A 15,505-nucleotide genomic window follows, 5' to 3' on the forward strand; every position below is an offset into this window, starting at 1 on the left:
GTTTGTTTTGAAGTCTGGTTAAGGCGCTGCAGCGCTGATATAGCCGCCTGCTCCGGACAGGTGGCCGAGTGGTTTAAGGCAGCGGTCTTGAAAACCGCCGTAGGTGGAAGCCTACCGTGGGTTCGAATCCCACCCTGTCCGCCAGAATCCCAATTTTCTCGCAAAATCAGAGTCTTAGCGCACGCGACTGAGCTTTCGCCGTGCACCTGCAAGCATGGACATTGCTGTCGAACGCTGGGTCGAGATCGTTCGCCGCCGGCTTGACGCTTGAGTCGGATCGAGGCTGACGTCTCGGCTGGCGGAGCCGCTGTCGGCGAAACGCCCGCGCGCAGGAGGGTTCAGGAGAGGCGTTCCCTCGCCAGGAACCGCAACAGAGCGAGGTTCTGATCGCTCATCGTCTCCGAGCGATTGCGTAGCGATTGAACGAAAATCGCTCAAAATCGAGGCGCTAAGACCCCACCGGGCCGCTGCGATGGTATTACGATTTGTATCGTTCGTAATATCAGCAATGAGTGCTCGACATGGAAATCACCTCCTCGAACCTGGCGCGGCTAAGCATAAGCCTCCCGGCCGAACTGATGGTCCAGTTGGACGCCATGGTCGCCGAGCGCGGCCTGCCCAGCCGCTCGCAGATGATCGCCGAGCTGATCCGCCATGAGCTGGCCGAGCACAGCGGCGAGCGGCCTGATGCGATGCTGGCCGGCACCATCACCCTCATCTATCGCGCGGAAAGCGGCCGGGTTCGCCACGCCTTGGCCCAGACCCAGCTGGGCTATGTGAAAGAAGTGATCTCGGCTCAGAACGTCTTTCTCGAGGACGATCAGGCCATGGAGGTTCTGCTGGTCCAGGGTCCGGCGGAGCGCCTGCAGCAACTGTGCGACGCCCTTCGCAAGGTGCGTGGGGTTCAGCAGATCAAGCTGGTCACCACGACCGCCCTGCTGCCGCCGCTGCACTTCCACGGCGATGACGCCCCCTTCGACGGAGAGTCGACCCCGCCATGAGCGATGCCGCCCAGAGCCACACCGCCACCCCCTACGCCGCCCAGGCCCACGCCCGGGCCCAGGCGGGAACCCGAGTCGAGTCGATGCCGACCGTGCCGGCCTCCGCCGCTGTCGATCTGCCGTCCGGCGTCGCGGCGGCGGACGTGGTCTGGGACGAAACCATCGCCCCTGGCGGCTACGCCAGCCGTCGACTGTCGCGTGGCGCGCGGCTGCGACTGACCGATCTGCGCGGCGACGCGGCGGTGTCGCTGTTGGTCTTTAACGCCGAGCAGCCGGTCGAGCGCCTCAATATCGCCGACACCCTGAAGGTCCAGTGGAACGGCTATCTGGGCCAGGGACGGCTTCTGCTGTCGGACATGGGCCGTGTGCTGGCCAGCCTGGTGGAGGACACCGCCGGCGCTCACGACGCCTTCTGCGGGGCCTCCAACCAGGCCAGCAACGCGCGCAAGTACGGCGACGGCTTCAATCACGGAGACCACCCCAACGCCCGGGACCGCTTCTCGCTGGGCGTGGCCAAGTTCGGCTTGGGCCGCAAGGATATCCATCCGTGCCTCAACCTTTTCAAAGAGGTGCGGATCGGTCAGGGCGGCGAGACCGTCATTGACGTCGGCCCCTACCCGCCCGGTCGCTTTGTCACCCTGCGGGCCGAGATGGCGCTGATCGTGGTGCTGGCCAACTGCCCGCACGTGCTGGATCCGCGTCCGGGCTACGCGGTGACGCCGGTGCGGGCCACCGCCTGGCGCGGCCCGGTGACGCCGGAGTCAGACCCGATCCGCAATGCGACGCCGGAGGGCCTGCGCGCCTTTCTGAACGTCGAAGACTATTTCTCGCGCTGAGGACGCCGCCATGGCCTTCGCTCCCCCGCCCCTGGGCGACATCGTCCACGACGAGGTGGTTCCCGCCCGCGCCCCCTGGCTGCATGCAGTCAGGGCCGGCCAGACCCTGCGCATTGTCGACCTGGAGGGCAACCAGGCCGTCGACTTCCTGGTCTACAGCGCCGCCGACGACGCCGAGCGCTACAGCGCCCAGGACACCATCGCCGCCCAGAAGAATATCTTCCTGCGCGAGGGTTCGGTGCTGCTGTCCAACGAGGGCGCGGCGATGATGACCGTCACCGCTACGGCGGTGGCCTATCATGACACGATCGGCGGCGCCTGCTCGTGCGAGAGCAACACCTTGCGCTATGGCCACCACACCAAGGCCCAGCACGCCTGCGTCGAGAACTTCCTGGTCGCCAACGCCCGCCAGGGGCGCGGCAAGCGCGACATGGTCAGCAACGTCAACTGGTTCATGAACGTGCCGGTCGAAGCCGACGGGGCGCTGGGCATCGTTGACGGCATCTCTGCCCCCGGCCTGTTCGTCGATCTGCGCGCCGCGATGGACGTGGTGGTGGTGGTCTCCAACTGCCCGCAGATCAACAACCCCTGCAACGGCTTCAATCCGACGCCGGTGCGCATGATCATCGCCCAATAGGACCCGCCCGATGTTCGACAAGGTCCTGATCGCCAACCGCGGCGCCATCGCCTGCCGCATCATCCGCACGCTGCGAGCGATGGGCGTCAAGTCGGTGGCGGTGTTCAGCGACGCCGACGCCGGCTCATTGCACGTGTCGATGGCCGACGAGGCCGTGCGACTGGGCCCGGCCCCAGCGGCCGAGAGCTATCTACGCGCGGACCTGGTGCTGGCCGCCGCCCAGGCGACCGGCGCCCAGGCCATCCATCCGGGCTATGGCTTCCTCAGTGAGAACGCCGCCTTCGCCCAGGCCTGCGAGGACGCCGGCGTCACTTTCATCGGCCCGAGCGCCGACAACATCCGCGCCTTCGGTCTCAAGCACACCGCCCGCGACCTGGCCCAGGCCCACGGCGTGCCCCTGGCGCCAGGCACCGACCTCCTGACCGATCCCGCCGCCGCCCTGGCGGCCGCCCAGCGCATCGGCTTCCCCGTGATCCTGAAGGCCACAGCCGGCGGCGGCGGCATCGGCATGCGGGTCTGCGAGAACGCCGAGGCGGTGGAAGAAGCCTTCGCCGCCGTCCGTCGTCTGGCGACCGGCAATTTCAGCGACGGCGGGGTCTTCCTGGAACGCTATGTCCGCAAGGCGCGTCACATCGAGGTGCAGGTATTCGGCGACGGCGCGGGTCGGGTGGCGGCGCTGGGCGAGCGCGACTGCTCCTTGCAGCGCCGCAACCAGAAGGTGGTCGAAGAGACGCCCGCTCCCGGCCTGTCTGCGGCCACGCGGACGGCGCTGCTGGACGCGGCCGTGCGTTTGGCCAAGGCGGCGAACTACCGCTCGGCCGGCACGGTGGAGTTCCTGTACGACGCCGACCGCGACGACTTCTTCTTCCTCGAGGTCAATACCCGCCTGCAGGTCGAACACGGCGTTACCGAGCAGGTCACGGGCGTGGATTTGGTCGAATGGATGGTGCGCGGCGCAGCAGGCGACTTTTCATTCCTCGACACGCCGCCGCCGGCCCCGCGCGGCGCGGCGATCCAGGTGCGCCTCTATGCCGAGGACCCGGCCCAGGACTATCGGCCGAGCGCAGGCGTACTGACCGAGGTCGCTTTCCCCGAGGGGGTGCGCGCCGACGGCTGGGTCGTCGACGGAACCGAGGTCAGCGCCTTCTACGACCCGATGCTGGCCAAACTGATCGTTATTGCGGAGCACCGTCCCGCCGCCGTGGCGGCGCTGCAGGCGGCGCTGGACGCGACGCGCCTGGCGGGGATCGAGACGAATCTCGACTGGCTGCGGACGGTCGCACGCAGCCAGCCGTTCGTCAGTGGCGAAGTCTCGACCCGGGCCCTGGAGGCCATCGCCTGGACGCCGGACACCATCCAGGTGCTGAGCGGCGGTCCGGCGACCACCGTCCAGGACTGGCCGGGCCGTCGCGGCTACTGGGACGTTGGGGTGCCGCCGTCGGGACCGATGGACGCCCTGGCCTTCCGGCTGGGCAACCGTCTGCTGGGCAATCCCGACGACGCGGCGGGTCTTGAGATCACCGCCCTGGGCCCGATCCTGAAGTTCAATCGACCGGCCACGCTGTGCCTGACCGGGGCGCGCTTCGACGTCCGGTTGGACGGCGTCGCGGTCGAGCCCTACACGCCGTTCGACGTGCGGCCGGGTCAGACCCTGAAGATCGGCCGCGTGGTCGAAGCGGGCCTGCGCGGCTATCTGCTGCTGCGCGGCGGGCTGGACGTTCCCACCTATCTGGGCAGCCGCTCGACCTTCACCCTGGGCGGCTTTGGCGGCCACGCCGGCCGCAACCTGACCGCCGGCGACGTGCTGCGGCTGCTGCCCGCGCCCGAGGCCCCGCCCGGCGCTCTGGACGAGCCCCTGCGCCCGGCCCTGACCAAGACCTGGACGATCCGGGTGCTGCCCGGTCCGCACGGCGCGCCGGACTTCTTCACCCCGGCCGACGTCGCCATGATCGGCGGCACGGACTGGAAGGCGCACTACAACTCCAACCGCACGGGCGTGCGCCTGGTGGGCCCCAAGCCGGAATGGGCGCGGCGCGACGGTGGCGAGGCCGGCCTGCACCCGTCCAACATCCACGACAACGCCTACGCCATCGGTGCGATCGACTTCACCGGCGACATGCCGATCATCCTGGGGCCAGACGGCCCGTCCCTGGGTGGCTTCGTCTGCCCCTTCGTGATCATCGAGGCCGACCTCTGGAAAGCCGGCCAGCTGGCGCCGGGCGACACCGTGCGGTTCGCGGTCGTGGACGATCCGACCGCCGCCGCCGCTCTGGAGGCGCAGGAAGCGCTGATCGCCCAGCTGGGCGCCGCGCCGCCGCGCCCGGCCCCGGCCTTAATCGACGTTGAGACCAGCCCGATCCTGCGCGAGCTGCCGCAGGACGGCCACCGCCCGCGGGTGCTGTACCGCCGCCAGGGCGACCAGCACCTGCTGGTCGAGTACGGCCCGATCGTGCTGGACCTGGAGCTGCGCCTGCGCATCCACGCCCTGCTGCTGGATCTGCAGGCCCAGGCGCTGGACGGGGTCATCGACCTGACCCCGGGCATCCGCTCGCTGCAGGTCCATTATGACAGCCGCCGCCTCAGCCAGGCCCGGCTGCTGGACATCCTGGTCGCCGCCGAGGACCGGCTGGGCGGACTGGACGACTTCGAGATCCCCTCGCGCGTCGTCTACCTGCCGCTGAGCTGGAAAGATCCGGCGATCTATCAGACCATCGACAAGTACATGCAGGCCGTCCGCGACGACGCGCCCTGGTGCCCGGACAACATCGAGTTCATCCGCCGGGTCAACGGCCTGGACAGCATCGACGACGTCCAGAAGATCGTCTTCGACGCCCGCTATCTGGTGATGGGGCTGGGCGACGTCTATCTGGGCGCTCCGGTGGCGACGCCGGTCGATCCGCGCCACCGCCTGGTGACCACCAAGTACAACCCCGCCCGCACCTGGACGCCGCCCAACGTCGTTGGCATCGGCGGGGCCTATATGTGCATCTATGGCATGGAGGGCCCTGGCGGCTATCAGCTGTTCGGCCGCACGATCCAAGTGTGGAACACTTGGCGCCAGACCGACGCCTTTACTGACGGCAAGCCCTGGCTGCTGCGCTTCTTCGACCAGATCCGCTTCTTCCCGGTCAGCGCTGAAGAACTGGTCGAATGGCGCCGTGACTTCCCGCTGGGCCGTCGAGCGATCCGCATCGAGGAAGAGACGTTCCGCCTGTCCGACTACCGCCGGCTGCTGGCGGAGAACGCCGAAAGCATCGCCGCCTTCCAGAGCCGTCGCCAAGCCGCCTTCGACGCCGAGCGCGCCGACTGGGAGGCCAAGGGTGAGTTCGCCCGCGTCGAGGCGCTATCGGGTGTCGCCGAGGTCGATGACGCCGTCGCCGCTGTGGAGGTTCCCGCCGGGGCGGATGTGGTCGAGGCTCCCCTGGGCGGCAACGTCTGGAAGGTGCTGGTCGAACCTGGTCAGGCCGTTGAGGCCGGCGCGGTGATCGCGATCATCGAGGCTATGAAGGCTGAGTGTGACGTCGCAACCCCGACGGCCGGTGTCGTCAGCGCCGTCTATGCCCAGCCGGGCCAGCCGATCGCCGCCGGCGCGCCGGTCATCGCTGTCACCCCGGTTGCGGAGGCTGCGGCATGAACGCCCCGCGCTTCCTCGTCGGCGAGATCGCCGCCGGCGTAAACGCCGGCGGCTCGGCGGAGTCCGTCGCCCGCTCGGCCCTGGCTGCGATCGAGGCTTACGACGCGATCCAGCCGCAGGTCTGGACCTTGCGGCTGCCCGAGGCCGCCGTTCTGGCCCAGGCCCGCGCCGTCGACGCTCGCATCGCCGCCGGCGAGACGCTTCCCCTGGCCGGGGTCCCGTTTGCGGTGAAGGACAATATCGACGTCGCGGACCTGGCCACGACAGCCGCCTGCCCAGCCTTCGCCTACACGGCCGGGCGCTCGGCGACCGTGGTCGAGCAGCTGCTGGCCGCCGGGGCGGTGCTGGTCGGCAAGACCAATCTCGACCAGTTCGCAACGGGCCTCGTCGGGACGCGCAGCCCCTACGGTGCGCCGCGCTGCGTTTTCAACCAGGCCTTCGTGAGCGGCGGCTCCAGCTCGGGCTCGGCCGTAGCCGTGGCGGCCGGGCTGGTCGCCTTCGCGCTGGGCACCGACACCGCCGGGTCCGGCCGGGTGCCGGCCGCCTTCAATCATCTGGTCGGCCTGAAGCCCAGCAAGGGCCGATGGAGCACGCGCGGCCTCGTGCCCGCTTGCCGCTCGCTGGACTGCATCAGCGTGTTCGCCGCCGATCTGGACGGGGCGGGACGGGTCGATGCGGTCCTGGCCGCCTTCGACCCCGAGGACCCCTACTCGCGCCCCGCGCCCCAGCCGGAACCGGCCCTGACCCTGGCGGGGCTGCGGGTGGCGATTCCCCGGCCCGAGCAGCGGATCTTCTTCGGCGACGGCGAGTCCGAGGCGCTGTACGCCTCTGCCGTCTCGCGCCTGCAGGCGGCCGGCGCAGTCGCCGTCGAGGTCGACATAGCCCCGCTGCTGGATGCGGCCAAGCTGCTCTACAGCGGCCCCTGGGTGGCCGAGCGCACCGCCGCCGTCGAGCCGCTGCTGCGCGCCGCGCCCAGCGCCATCGAGCCGACCGTGCGGGCCATCGTCCAGGGCGGCCTGGCCGTGACCGGAGTCGAGACCTTCCGCGGTCTCTATGCGCTGGAGGCCTATCGCCGGGCGGCCGAGGCCGTATGGGCCGCCGCCGACGCGCTGTTCCTGCCCACGACGCCGACCATCTACACGGTCAAGGCGCTGAAGGCGGAACCCCTGGCTCTGAACGCCAATCTGGGCCTCTACACCAATTTCGTGAACCTGCTGGACCTGTCGGCCCTGGCGGTTCCGGCAGGGTTCCGCGCCGACGGCACGGGCTTTGGGGTCACCTTCATCGGCCCCGCTTTCGCCGACCGCGCCCTTCTGGACCTCGCCGCCGTCTATCTGGAGACCTTCCCCATGGCCGAGACCCCGCCGCTGGACCTGACGCCCCACAAGCCCGGCGTGAAGCTGGCCGTGGTCGGGGCGCATCTGTCAGGCATGCCTCTGCACTGGCAACTGACCTCGCGCGAAGCTCGGCTGGTCGCAGCGACGCGCACAGCTCCGGCTTACAAGCTCTACGCCATGGCCGAGAGCACCCCGCCCAAGCCGGCGCTCGTCCATGTCGGCGACGGCGGGGCGTCGATCCTGGTCGAAGTCTACGAACTGGACGTCGCGGCGTTCGGGGCCTTCACCGCTGAGGTCCCCGCCCCACTGGCGATCGGTACGGTGACCCTGGAGGACGGAACCAGCGTCAAGGGTTTCGTCGCCGAGCCCCGCGCCCTGAACGGCGCGAGCGACATCACCGTCCTGGGCGGCTGGCCGGCCTATATCGCCTCGCTGCAGGGGTGAGTCCCCCAAGTGCGCTAGGCGTTTCTGTTGTCTTGAGGGGCTACTGGCCCAGACCCGCCAGCGCCTCGGGCCCGACCGCGCCGGGCTTGTCCAGCGGGAAGTCGTAGACCGCCGTCGCGCCGTAGCGATGTGGCGCGTGCGGATCACGGCGGCGCTTGTCGAAAGCCAGCACCCGGGTGCCCAGCTTGAAGGCCTCTTTGATGTCGTGGGTGACCATCATGATGGTCAGGCCGTTGTCGCGCCAAAGGCTGGTGATCAGCTCGTGCATGTCCAGCCGGACGCCCGGGTCCAGGGCGCCGAACGGTTCGTCCAGCAGCAAGATGCGCGGCTTCTTGATCAAGGCTTGGGCGATGGCCAGCCGCTGCTGCATGCCGCCCGACATCTTGGCCGGATAGAGATCACCGCTGTCGCCCAGGCCGACCGCCGCCAGCATCGCGTCGGCTTGCTCCAGGGCCGCGCGCCGCTTGGCGCCGCTGAGCTTGCCGCGCAGGGCCGAGCCAGCGCAGTCCAGGCCAAACACGACATTGTCGCGCGCCGACAAGTGCGGAAACACCGAGTACTTCTGGAACACCACGCCACGGTCCGGCCCGGGCTCGGCGCGCAGCTTCCGGCCCTCCAGGTCGATCGCACCACGGGTCGGCGCTTCTTGACCGATGACCAGCCGCAGGAAGGTGCTCTTGCCGGCCCCGGACGGACCGACAATGGAGACGAAGCTGCCCTGGGCGATCGACAACTCGACGTTCTCGAGCACCACCTTGTCGCCGTACTCGACCCAGACGTTGCGGAAGCTGAGAAGCGCCATCAGCGGCCCCTTTCCGGATAGGCCCAGGGATAGGCGCGGCGGCTGATCAGCCGCAGAGTGACGTCCATGATCACCGCCAGCAGCGAGATCCAGGCGACGTACGGCAGGATGAGGTCCATCGACAGGTAGCGACGGACCAGGAAGATCCGGTAGCCAAGTCCCACATCGGCGGCGATGGCCTCAGCCGAGATCAGATAGACCCAGGCCGGACACAGCGACAGCCGCAGCGAGTCGATAAGACGCGGCATCGCCTGCGGCAGGGCCACCCGCAGGGCCAGCTGCCACGTGCTGGAGCCCAGAGTCTGGGCCTTGACCAACTGCTCCTCGGGAATGGCGGCGACGTGGGCGGCCAGATCGCGGACCATCACCGGCGCCACGCCGAACACGATCAGCGCGATCTTGGCGGTTTCGCCCAGGCCGAAGACGATGAACAAGATCGGCAGCACTGCGATCGGCGGGATGACCGCGATCCCGGCGACCAGCGGGCCGAACTTGGCGCGCAACAGTGGAAGCAGACCAAGGCTCAGGCCCAGCAGCAGGCTGACGGCGGTGGCGATCGCCAGGGCAAGGCCCATGCGCTCCAGGCTGGCAAGCGTGTCGACCAAGAGCGGCGCGTGGCCGGTCAGCGGATCGACCCTCGCCATCAGCTGTACCGCCTCGGCCATCGCCTCGGGGGTCGGCAGCAGCTTGTCGCGCGGGTTCTCGGCGTGACGGGCCTGGGAGGCCATCAGGTAGAGCAACCCCACCGCCAGCAGGGGCACGGCGCCGAGCATGACGGCGAGACCGCCGCGCGGCCTGATGTTCAAAAGACGCATGGTCTCTGTCCGGGCCAGGGGCGGCGGGGCGCGCGCCGCCGCCCTGCTTCGAGATCTACAGCTTGCCGTCGGCGGCCATCTGCACGTAGGCGGGATCGAACCGCAGCTTCACGTTGTTCGGGTCGCCCAGGACCTTGCCGCCTGGGAAGCTGATGCCGATGTCGTCCACTGACTTCGCGCTCTGGCCGAACAGGCCCATGCTGAAGCTGAATTTGCGCACCCGGTCGTTGGCCGTGATGAGGTCAGGGCTGACCGTCGCCGCCAGGGCGGCCTTGGGGTCGGCGTAGAGATAGGTTGTCTTCAGCTGGGCCTCGAAGCCCGCCAGGTCCGAGCCCGACAGCTTGGCCATCTGTTCACGCGCGGCCTTGCCCTCTGGGGTCTGAGCGACCGTCAATGCCAGAGTCTCATACCAGATGCCGGTGAGCGCCTTGCCCAGGTTCGGATTGGCCTTCAGCGCCTCGGTGCTCACCATCAGGCCGTCGAGAATCTCGCCGGGGATCATCGCGCTGTTGAACACTTCCTTGGCTCCCGGAGCCTTCTTCACTTCCGACAGTTGCGGATTCCAGGTGACCAGGGCCTTGGTCTCAGTCGCGCCGAAAGCGGCCACGATGTCGGCGTCCGAGGTGTTGACCGTCTTGACGTCGCTCATCTTCAGACCGGCCTTTTCGAGGGCGCGGGCCAGCAGGTAGTGCGACACCGACAGCTCGACCAGATTGACCGGGCGGCCCTTCACATCCGCCAGGGTGGCGCCGTTCTTCAGCACCAGGCCATCATTGCCGTTCGAGTAGTCGCCGATCATCAGGACGGTGGTGTCCTTGCCGGCGGCGGCCGGTACGGTCAGGGCGTCCATGTTGGTGGCGGTGACGCCGTCCAGCTTGCCGGCCGAAAACTGGTTCAGCGACTCTACGTAGTCGTTGATCTGCACCAGTTCGATCTTCACGTCGTACTTGTCGGCCCACTTCTTCACGATACCGGCCTGCTGCGCATAGGCCCACGGCATCCAACCGGCATAGATGGTCCAACCAATCCTGTACTCAGTTTTGGCGGCAGGCGCGGCCGCTGCAGGATCGGCTTTATCGGCGGCCTTCGGACCGCACGAGGCCAGCGCCAGCACCGAGACGGCCAGGGCGGCCATGAAACGCTTGCGGGTGAACTGAATGCTCATCAGCGGCTCCCTCCGAATTCGCTGAAGAGAGCGTTTTGCATATTACGAAGTATCGCAATCGTAATACTGGCGGAGCGCCAGTCGGCGGCGTTGATCTCGGCCCCTATGCCAAAAAAGCAGGCCGCTCCCGAATAGAGGCGCCGCATTGCGCGCCGTTCCCAACCCCCGATCACCCCCGAGCGATGGCGCACGGTTGCCGCGCAGACCGGGTAGCCTAACCGTCAGGCCAAGAGGCGGAGCGCATCAACATGCTGTCCAGACTGATGGCGAGCGTCTGGTCTATTCTCCGCGAAGGCCTTGCCGCGCGCGGCGGTCGCTACTGGCCGAGCTGAGAAGACCATTCGTCACTCTACGTTGTGTAGTTGTCTCCATGATCCGCATTTGGATGAGCTGCGGAGAGCGAGTAAAGCTTAGAAGCCGTCCGCCAGCGTGTGGCGCATGACCGGAAATGAGCGTGATGGGTCCGCGTAACAGGTTCAATCGCCTGCGGCGGTGAGGCCAATACGGTTGCCTTCGCTGTCCGAGATTTCGGCGACATAGCCACAAGGTCCAACGTGGGTCTTCGGGTAGAGGACCGCGCCGCCCTGCGCTCCGACGCGTCTGAGCGTCGCATCGATATCGTCGACATCAAAATAGATGATCGACCCGGTATTGGACGGAACATAAACGTCGCCCTTCGCCAGCGCGCCGCTGGCCCCAGGCAAGTCCTCCGCACGCGGGAAGAACGCCATCGCGTAGCCATCAACGGTTCGCTGATCTAAGGCCCAGCCAAATACGCTTTCATAGAACCGGACCGCTCGATCCATATCCATGACGGGAATCTCAAAATGATAGACGGGGTTCCTCATGTCTCCAGTCCATGGCGGCAAGACAGACGCTTGAAGTCCGTGGGTCCAAGGTGGGAAAGCGTTGCGGATGATCAATACCGCGGCCGCTTTGGCAGTTCGACGGTCGCCCAATAGCAGAGCAAGTCCGCGCACACCCCCATTGCCGACTCCGGGACGTCCCGGCCAGATCGCTGTGCTGCCCGGGACGATTCTGCATTAGTCAGCGTAGTACGGCGAGCTCATTCCCCGGCTCGCTTCAGCCACCACGTCGCCGTCAAAAAGCTTGACCGTGAGGCTGGCGCCCGCCGCCTTGGCGAAGCCGGCGAGCATGCCTTCCGCATAGGCGCGGGCGTTCTCGACGGAATCGAACTCGTAGAAACCGCCGACAGACTGGGTGTTCAGTCCGCTGAGCCAGGTCTTGCTGCGCAGACCCGGCACAGTCTGCATGGCGGGGTTGGCGTCGCCCCAGATCGCCTTGGTGAAGGGCGCGGAATTCTGGAACTCGGCATAGAGATAAACGCGGTTGGGCTGAGACATTTTGGGGACGCTCCATGGCGTGGATTGATGCCTCGCTAGCTATGCCCTATGGTTCCCAATGGAAAGTACGCACCTTTTGGTAATATTTGAACCATGTTCCTGCCGGCCAACCCCTATGACATGCGCTGCCCGTCGCGGGAGATGCTGGATCTGATCGGCGGTAAGTGGGCGATCCTGATCCTGTGCTGCCTGCAACAGGGGCCCGTGCGCACAGGATCGCTGATGCGTCAGATCGGCGGCATCTCGCAGAAGATGCTGACCCAAACCCTGCGGGATCTGGAGCAGAACGGATTTGTCGAGCGGATCAGCTATCCCGAGGTCCCACCTCGGGTGGAGTATCGCCTGACCGAGCTGGGCCAATCGCTCAGCGCGCTTGCCCGCACCCTGGAGCAATGGGTTGTCGCCCACTATGAAACCATCCTGGCGCATCGAGACCAACGGCAGGACGAGACGCGGATCGCGCTGAGCCAATAGGGATTTCCGCTGAACTCGGCGTGGAATCTGCGTAACCGGATGGCGCGCCTCGGTTAAATCCACCCCACCAAGCAAAAAGGGCTTCAGGACAAGCATGTCGGCGAACCGCACCGCGCTCTATGGCCTGCCCGATCATGATCTGGCGCCTTGCGCGTCCGACGCCGTGCAGCTGTCGCCGCTGATCGTAGGCTCCACTGATCTGGCGACCGTCGCCGACGAAACCTTCGATGCCGTGACGGCTCGCGCCCCCGCCGGCGCCGTCGAGCGGCGTTATGTGCTGGCGCACGCGCTCCGAACCCTGTCCCCGGGGGGGCGCTTGACGGTGTTCGCCCCCAAGGATCGCGGCGGGCTTCGCCTGAAAAAGGAACTGCAGGCGCTGGGCTGCGAGGTCGGCGAGAGCGCCCGCCGGCACAACCGGATCTGCGTTTGCCTGCGTCCCAGCGTGATCCCGGGCCTGGAAGACGCGCTCAAGGCCGGCGCGCCGCGCCAGATCGCCGAAAATGGCCTCTGGACCCAGCCCGGCGTCTTCAGCTGGGATCGGCTGGACGCGGGTACGAACGCCCTCCTCCAGGTCCTGCCGGCCTTCTCGGGCGTGGGTGCGGATTTTGGCAGCGGCATTGGACTGCTGGCCCTGAATGTGCTGGCCTCGCCGAAGGTCACCAAGCTCACGCTCGTCGAGCTGGATCACCGCGCCGTAGAGGTGTCGCGGCGCAACGTCACCGATCCGCGGGCCGAAATCGTCTGGGCCGATGCGCGTCAGACCGGCCTGAAGGATCTCGACTTCGTCGTCAGCAATCCCCCGTTCCACGAGGGCGGCGGCGAAGACAAGGCGCTGGGCCAAGCGTTCATTCGCGCCGCCGCCGAAGCCCTCCGCAAGGGTGGATCGCTGTGGATCGTCGCCAATCGCCATCTGCCCTATGAGGCCATCCTGGGCGAAAGCTTCAGCAAGGTGCGACTGGTTGGCGAGGGCGGCGGTTACAAGGTCTTCGAGGCGAAGAAATGAGCAAGGCGCTGATGGCGCGGCTGGACCGGCTGCTGGCCAATCTGGGCTATGGCAGCCGCAAGGAGGTCCAGGCCCTGGTCGCCGGCGGCAAGGTCGTGCTCGACGGGACGGTTCTAAAGGACGCCGGCGCTCGCATCGCGGTCGATGCGACCCTGCCGGAGCGGATGACCATTCGTGGCGCGCCCGTCGATCCGCCTGCGCCGCTGGTGCTGATCATGCACAAGCCGCTGGGCGTGGTGTGCTCGCACAAGGAAGACGGCGAGAAGATCTATGATCTGCTGCCCCGCCGCTGGCGCTTGCGGGACCCGGGGCTCTCGACGGTGGGCCGTCTCGACAAGGACACCAGCGGCCTGATCCTGATCACCGACGATGGTGATTTCCTGCATCGGGTCATCTCGCCCAAGCGCCATGTGCCCAAGACCTATCTGGCGACGCTGGACCGGCCACTGAACGGTTCCGAGGGCCAGGTTTTCGCCGCCGGAACGCTGATGCTGGACAGCGAGGAAAAGCCGCTGCTCCCGGCCAGCCTGGACGTGGTGGACGCCCACACAGCCCGTCTGACGATCACCGAAGGGCGCTATCATCAGGTCCGCCGGATGTTCGCGGCGGTGGGCAATCACGTCGTGGCCCTGCATCGCGAGCGGATCGGCGGCATCGCCCTGCCCGACGACCTTGCGGCCGGCCAGCATCGCATTCTCACTGCGGCGGCGGCCGAGCAGGTGTTCGCCGATGGCTGAGCCGATCGTTGTCGACGCGCGGGGCCATCACTGCCCGGTGCCGACCCTGAAGCTGCGCAAGGCGCACGAGGCGGCCGCGCCCGGCGCGGAACTCGTGCTGCTAGCGACGGATCCGATGGCCAGGATCGACGCGCCGCATTTCGCGGGCCAGGTGGGCGCGACGGTTCTCGACGTCACCGACCTGGACGGCGGCGTGATCAGGATTCGGGTTCGGAAGGCGCCTTGAGCGCGATCGGACGCGGGCCTTCCAGAAGGGCGCGCGGCCGCTCATCCAGAGCGATCTCAACCTCGGTGGCCAGCGCCCCGCCGAAGAAAATGGCGTTCACGCTCCACGACAGCCAGATCAGGAAGATGATCACGGCCGAGATCGAGCCGTAGGTCGCGCCCAGATGGACGACCTTCTCGACATAGAAGGCGCTGGCCCAGGACATGAACACGCAGAGCGCAGCGGCGGCCACCCCGCCGGCGATCGAGGCGCGCCAGCCGACGATCCCTCGGGACATGGCGTAGCGATAGACGAGGCTCATCCCGACCACGATGCCGAAGCTGGCCCAGGTCCATTCGGACTGGATCCAGGAGACGCCCTCCAGCGGTCGTAGCTCCAGGGCCGAGTTGAGCAGGCGCAGGGTCAGGAAGATGCCCGACATGATGAAGAGCAGGCCGAAGGCCGCCATCAGGACCAGCAAGGCCATCAGGTTGAAGCCCAGAAAGCCGCGCTGGTTCTCCTCGTCGTGGATGAACGACAGGCCCGCGAGCAGGGCCTTGAAGCCCCGGTGCGCGGCGTAGGCGCCGACGATCAGGACGACGCCGCTCTGCAGCGAAACGGTCTGCCCGGGCGCGTGTGCTAGCCGGGAGAGCTCATCCTGCACGATCGAGCGCGCGCCGGAGGGAATCAGTTCGGCGAGCTTCACCGCCTGCCAGGCGGCGGTCTCCGGCGTCAGGAAGAAGCTGTAGAGGCCGATCAGAATCGCCAGGCCCGGAAAGACGGCCAGCAGCGCGAAAAACGAGACGCCGCCGACATAGAGCATGACGTCGCGCCCCCAGAGCCGGGACAGCGCAAGCCCCAGCACGCGGAGGATTTCGCGGACCCAATGGATCGGATCAAGGTCGAGGTCGCGCCAGCGGATGCGTTGCAGCGGGTCGTGCATCCGCCGGACCATGGCCGCGCGGCCTCTCGAAGTCAAAGACGCGCCGCCTTGGGGAGGCGGCGCGTCTCCGCAGGACGGGCCTGTGAACCGATCGCCGCTTCGAGGGAC

16 protein-coding genes and 1 tRNA gene are annotated in these 15,505 nt (G+C 67.5%); 10 read left to right on the forward strand and 7 right to left on the reverse strand.

Going from position 1 to position 15,505, the window contains the following annotated elements:
- Positions 1 to 54: 54 nt before the first annotated feature.
- The 6 genes from CVUC_RS15245 to atzF all read left to right on the forward strand — a co-directional run bounded on the left by CVUC_RS15245 (position 55) and on the right by atzF (position 7,889).
- Positions 55 to 144: transfer RNA gene (locus CVUC_RS15245), tRNA-Ser, on the forward strand.
- 368 nt (positions 145 to 512) lie between these two features.
- Positions 513 to 1,001, forward strand: coding sequence for a CopG family ribbon-helix-helix protein (locus CVUC_RS15250; RefSeq protein WP_012640341.1), 489 nt, complete (start codon positions 513 to 515; stop codon positions 999 to 1,001).
- Complete coding sequence (locus CVUC_RS15255) at positions 998 to 1,837, forward strand: urea amidolyase associated protein UAAP1 (protein ID WP_096033332.1); 840 nt, start codon at positions 998 to 1,000, stop codon at positions 1,835 to 1,837. Before CVUC_RS15250 ends, CVUC_RS15255 begins: the two co-directional genes overlap by 4 nt.
- 10 nt (positions 1,838 to 1,847) lie before the next feature.
- Positions 1,848 to 2,474 (forward strand): urea amidolyase associated protein UAAP2, encoded by a 627-nt coding sequence (locus tag CVUC_RS15260; RefSeq protein WP_096033333.1) that lies wholly within the window; start codon positions 1,848 to 1,850, stop codon positions 2,472 to 2,474.
- Between the two features lie 10 nt (positions 2,475 to 2,484).
- Positions 2,485 to 6,108, forward strand: coding sequence for an urea carboxylase (gene uca / locus CVUC_RS15265; protein WP_096033334.1), 3,624 nt, complete (start codon positions 2,485 to 2,487; stop codon positions 6,106 to 6,108).
- Positions 6,105 to 7,889: an allophanate hydrolase gene (gene atzF / locus CVUC_RS15270; protein WP_096033335.1), complete on the forward strand. Its 1,785-nt coding sequence runs from the start codon at positions 6,105 to 6,107 to the stop codon at positions 7,887 to 7,889. The genes uca and atzF overlap by 4 nt, the downstream gene beginning before the upstream one ends.
- 40 nt (positions 7,890 to 7,929) lie before the next feature.
- On the opposite strand, the gene CVUC_RS15275 is transcribed toward atzF, so the two are convergent.
- The 6 genes from CVUC_RS15275 to CVUC_RS15300 all read right to left on the reverse strand — a co-directional run bounded on the left by CVUC_RS15275 (position 7,930) and on the right by CVUC_RS15300 (position 12,035).
- Positions 7,930 to 8,691 (reverse strand): ABC transporter ATP-binding protein, encoded by a 762-nt coding sequence (locus CVUC_RS15275; protein ID WP_096033336.1) that lies wholly within the window; start codon positions 8,689 to 8,691, stop codon positions 7,930 to 7,932.
- Positions 8,691 to 9,506: an ABC transporter permease gene (locus tag CVUC_RS15280; protein WP_096033337.1), complete on the reverse strand. Its 816-nt coding sequence runs from the start codon at positions 9,504 to 9,506 to the stop codon at positions 8,691 to 8,693. Before CVUC_RS15280 ends, CVUC_RS15275 begins: the two co-directional genes overlap by 1 nt.
- A gap of 55 nt (positions 9,507 to 9,561) precedes the next feature.
- Entirely contained in the window at positions 9,562 to 10,671 is a 1,110-nt protein-coding gene (locus tag CVUC_RS15285) for a putative urea ABC transporter substrate-binding protein (protein WP_096033338.1), read from the reverse strand.
- A gap of 221 nt (positions 10,672 to 10,892) precedes the next feature.
- Positions 10,893 to 11,012, reverse strand: a complete 120-nt coding sequence (locus tag CVUC_RS15290; protein ID WP_101685844.1) for a hypothetical protein — start codon at positions 11,010 to 11,012, stop codon at positions 10,893 to 10,895.
- 135 nt (positions 11,013 to 11,147) lie between these two features.
- Positions 11,148 to 11,519 carry a VOC family protein gene (locus tag CVUC_RS15295; protein ID WP_164468129.1) on the reverse strand — a complete coding sequence of 124 codons (372 nt, stop codon included), beginning with the start codon at positions 11,517 to 11,519 and terminating at the stop codon, positions 11,148 to 11,150.
- 195 nt (positions 11,520 to 11,714) lie between these two features.
- Positions 11,715 to 12,035, reverse strand: coding sequence for a YdhR family protein (locus tag CVUC_RS15300; RefSeq protein WP_024265742.1), 321 nt, complete (start codon positions 12,033 to 12,035; stop codon positions 11,715 to 11,717).
- Positions 12,036 to 12,128: 93 nt separating this feature from the next.
- Here CVUC_RS15300 and CVUC_RS15305 point away from each other — a divergent pair, with 93 nt between their 5' ends.
- From CVUC_RS15305 to CVUC_RS15320, 4 genes are all read left to right on the forward strand, one after another.
- Positions 12,129 to 12,509 carry a winged helix-turn-helix transcriptional regulator gene (locus tag CVUC_RS15305; protein WP_096033340.1) on the forward strand — a complete coding sequence of 127 codons (381 nt, stop codon included), beginning with the start codon at positions 12,129 to 12,131 and terminating at the stop codon, positions 12,507 to 12,509.
- 94 nt (positions 12,510 to 12,603) lie between these two features.
- On the forward strand, positions 12,604 to 13,512 hold the full coding sequence (locus CVUC_RS15310) for a class I SAM-dependent methyltransferase (protein ID WP_101685845.1): 909 nt from the start codon (positions 12,604 to 12,606) through the stop codon (positions 13,510 to 13,512).
- On the forward strand, positions 13,509 to 14,249 hold the full coding sequence (locus CVUC_RS15315) for a pseudouridine synthase (RefSeq protein ID WP_096033341.1): 741 nt from the start codon (positions 13,509 to 13,511) through the stop codon (positions 14,247 to 14,249). The genes CVUC_RS15310 and CVUC_RS15315 overlap by 4 nt, the downstream gene beginning before the upstream one ends.
- Positions 14,242 to 14,475 (forward strand): sulfurtransferase TusA family protein, encoded by a 234-nt coding sequence (locus tag CVUC_RS15320; RefSeq protein WP_096033342.1) that lies wholly within the window; start codon positions 14,242 to 14,244, stop codon positions 14,473 to 14,475. The genes CVUC_RS15315 and CVUC_RS15320 overlap by 8 nt, the downstream gene beginning before the upstream one ends.
- Here the strand turns inward: CVUC_RS15320 and CVUC_RS15325 are convergent.
- Positions 14,447 to 15,433: a YihY/virulence factor BrkB family protein gene (locus tag CVUC_RS15325; protein ID WP_096033343.1), complete on the reverse strand. Its 987-nt coding sequence runs from the start codon at positions 15,431 to 15,433 to the stop codon at positions 14,447 to 14,449. The two genes, CVUC_RS15320 and CVUC_RS15325, sit on opposite strands and share 29 nt — an antisense overlap.
- Positions 15,434 to 15,505 lie beyond the last annotated feature (72 nt).

The sequence above is a fragment of the Caulobacter vibrioides genome, assembly GCF_002858865.1.
Classification (GTDB): domain Bacteria; phylum Pseudomonadota; class Alphaproteobacteria; order Caulobacterales; family Caulobacteraceae; genus Caulobacter; species Caulobacter vibrioides.

Bases quoted from the DNA above. Each gene is read 5' to 3' on its own strand.
- CVUC_RS15255 (WP_096033332.1), top strand. From the start codon at position 998: ATGAGCGATGCCGCCCAGAGCCACACCGCCACCCCCTACGCCGCCCAG.
- CVUC_RS15260 (WP_096033333.1), top strand. From the start codon at position 1,848: ATGGCCTTCGCTCCCCCGCCCCTGGGCGACATCGTCCACGACGAGGTG.
- uca (WP_096033334.1), top strand. From the start codon at position 2,485: ATGTTCGACAAGGTCCTGATCGCCAACCGCGGCGCCATCGCCTGCCGC.
- atzF (WP_096033335.1), top strand. From the start codon at position 6,105: ATGAACGCCCCGCGCTTCCTCGTCGGCGAGATCGCCGCCGGCGTAAAC.
- CVUC_RS15275 (WP_096033336.1), bottom strand. From the start codon at position 8,691: ATGGCGCTTCTCAGCTTCCGCAACGTCTGGGTCGAGTACGGCGACAAG.
- CVUC_RS15280 (WP_096033337.1), bottom strand. From the start codon at position 9,506: ATGCGTCTTTTGAACATCAGGCCGCGCGGCGGTCTCGCCGTCATGCTC.
- CVUC_RS15285 (WP_096033338.1), bottom strand. From the start codon at position 10,671: ATGAGCATTCAGTTCACCCGCAAGCGTTTCATGGCCGCCCTGGCCGTC.
- CVUC_RS15290 (WP_101685844.1), bottom strand. From the start codon at position 11,012: ATGGTCTTCTCAGCTCGGCCAGTAGCGACCGCCGCGCGCGGCAAGGCC.
- CVUC_RS15295 (WP_164468129.1), bottom strand. From the start codon at position 11,519: ATGAGGAACCCCGTCTATCATTTTGAGATTCCCGTCATGGATATGGAT.
- CVUC_RS15300 (WP_024265742.1), bottom strand. From the start codon at position 12,035: ATGTCTCAGCCCAACCGCGTTTATCTCTATGCCGAGTTCCAGAATTCC.
- CVUC_RS15305 (WP_096033340.1), top strand. From the start codon at position 12,129: ATGTTCCTGCCGGCCAACCCCTATGACATGCGCTGCCCGTCGCGGGAG.
- CVUC_RS15310 (WP_101685845.1), top strand. From the start codon at position 12,604: ATGTCGGCGAACCGCACCGCGCTCTATGGCCTGCCCGATCATGATCTG.
- CVUC_RS15315 (WP_096033341.1), top strand. From the start codon at position 13,509: ATGAGCAAGGCGCTGATGGCGCGGCTGGACCGGCTGCTGGCCAATCTG.
- CVUC_RS15320 (WP_096033342.1), top strand. From the start codon at position 14,242: ATGGCTGAGCCGATCGTTGTCGACGCGCGGGGCCATCACTGCCCGGTG.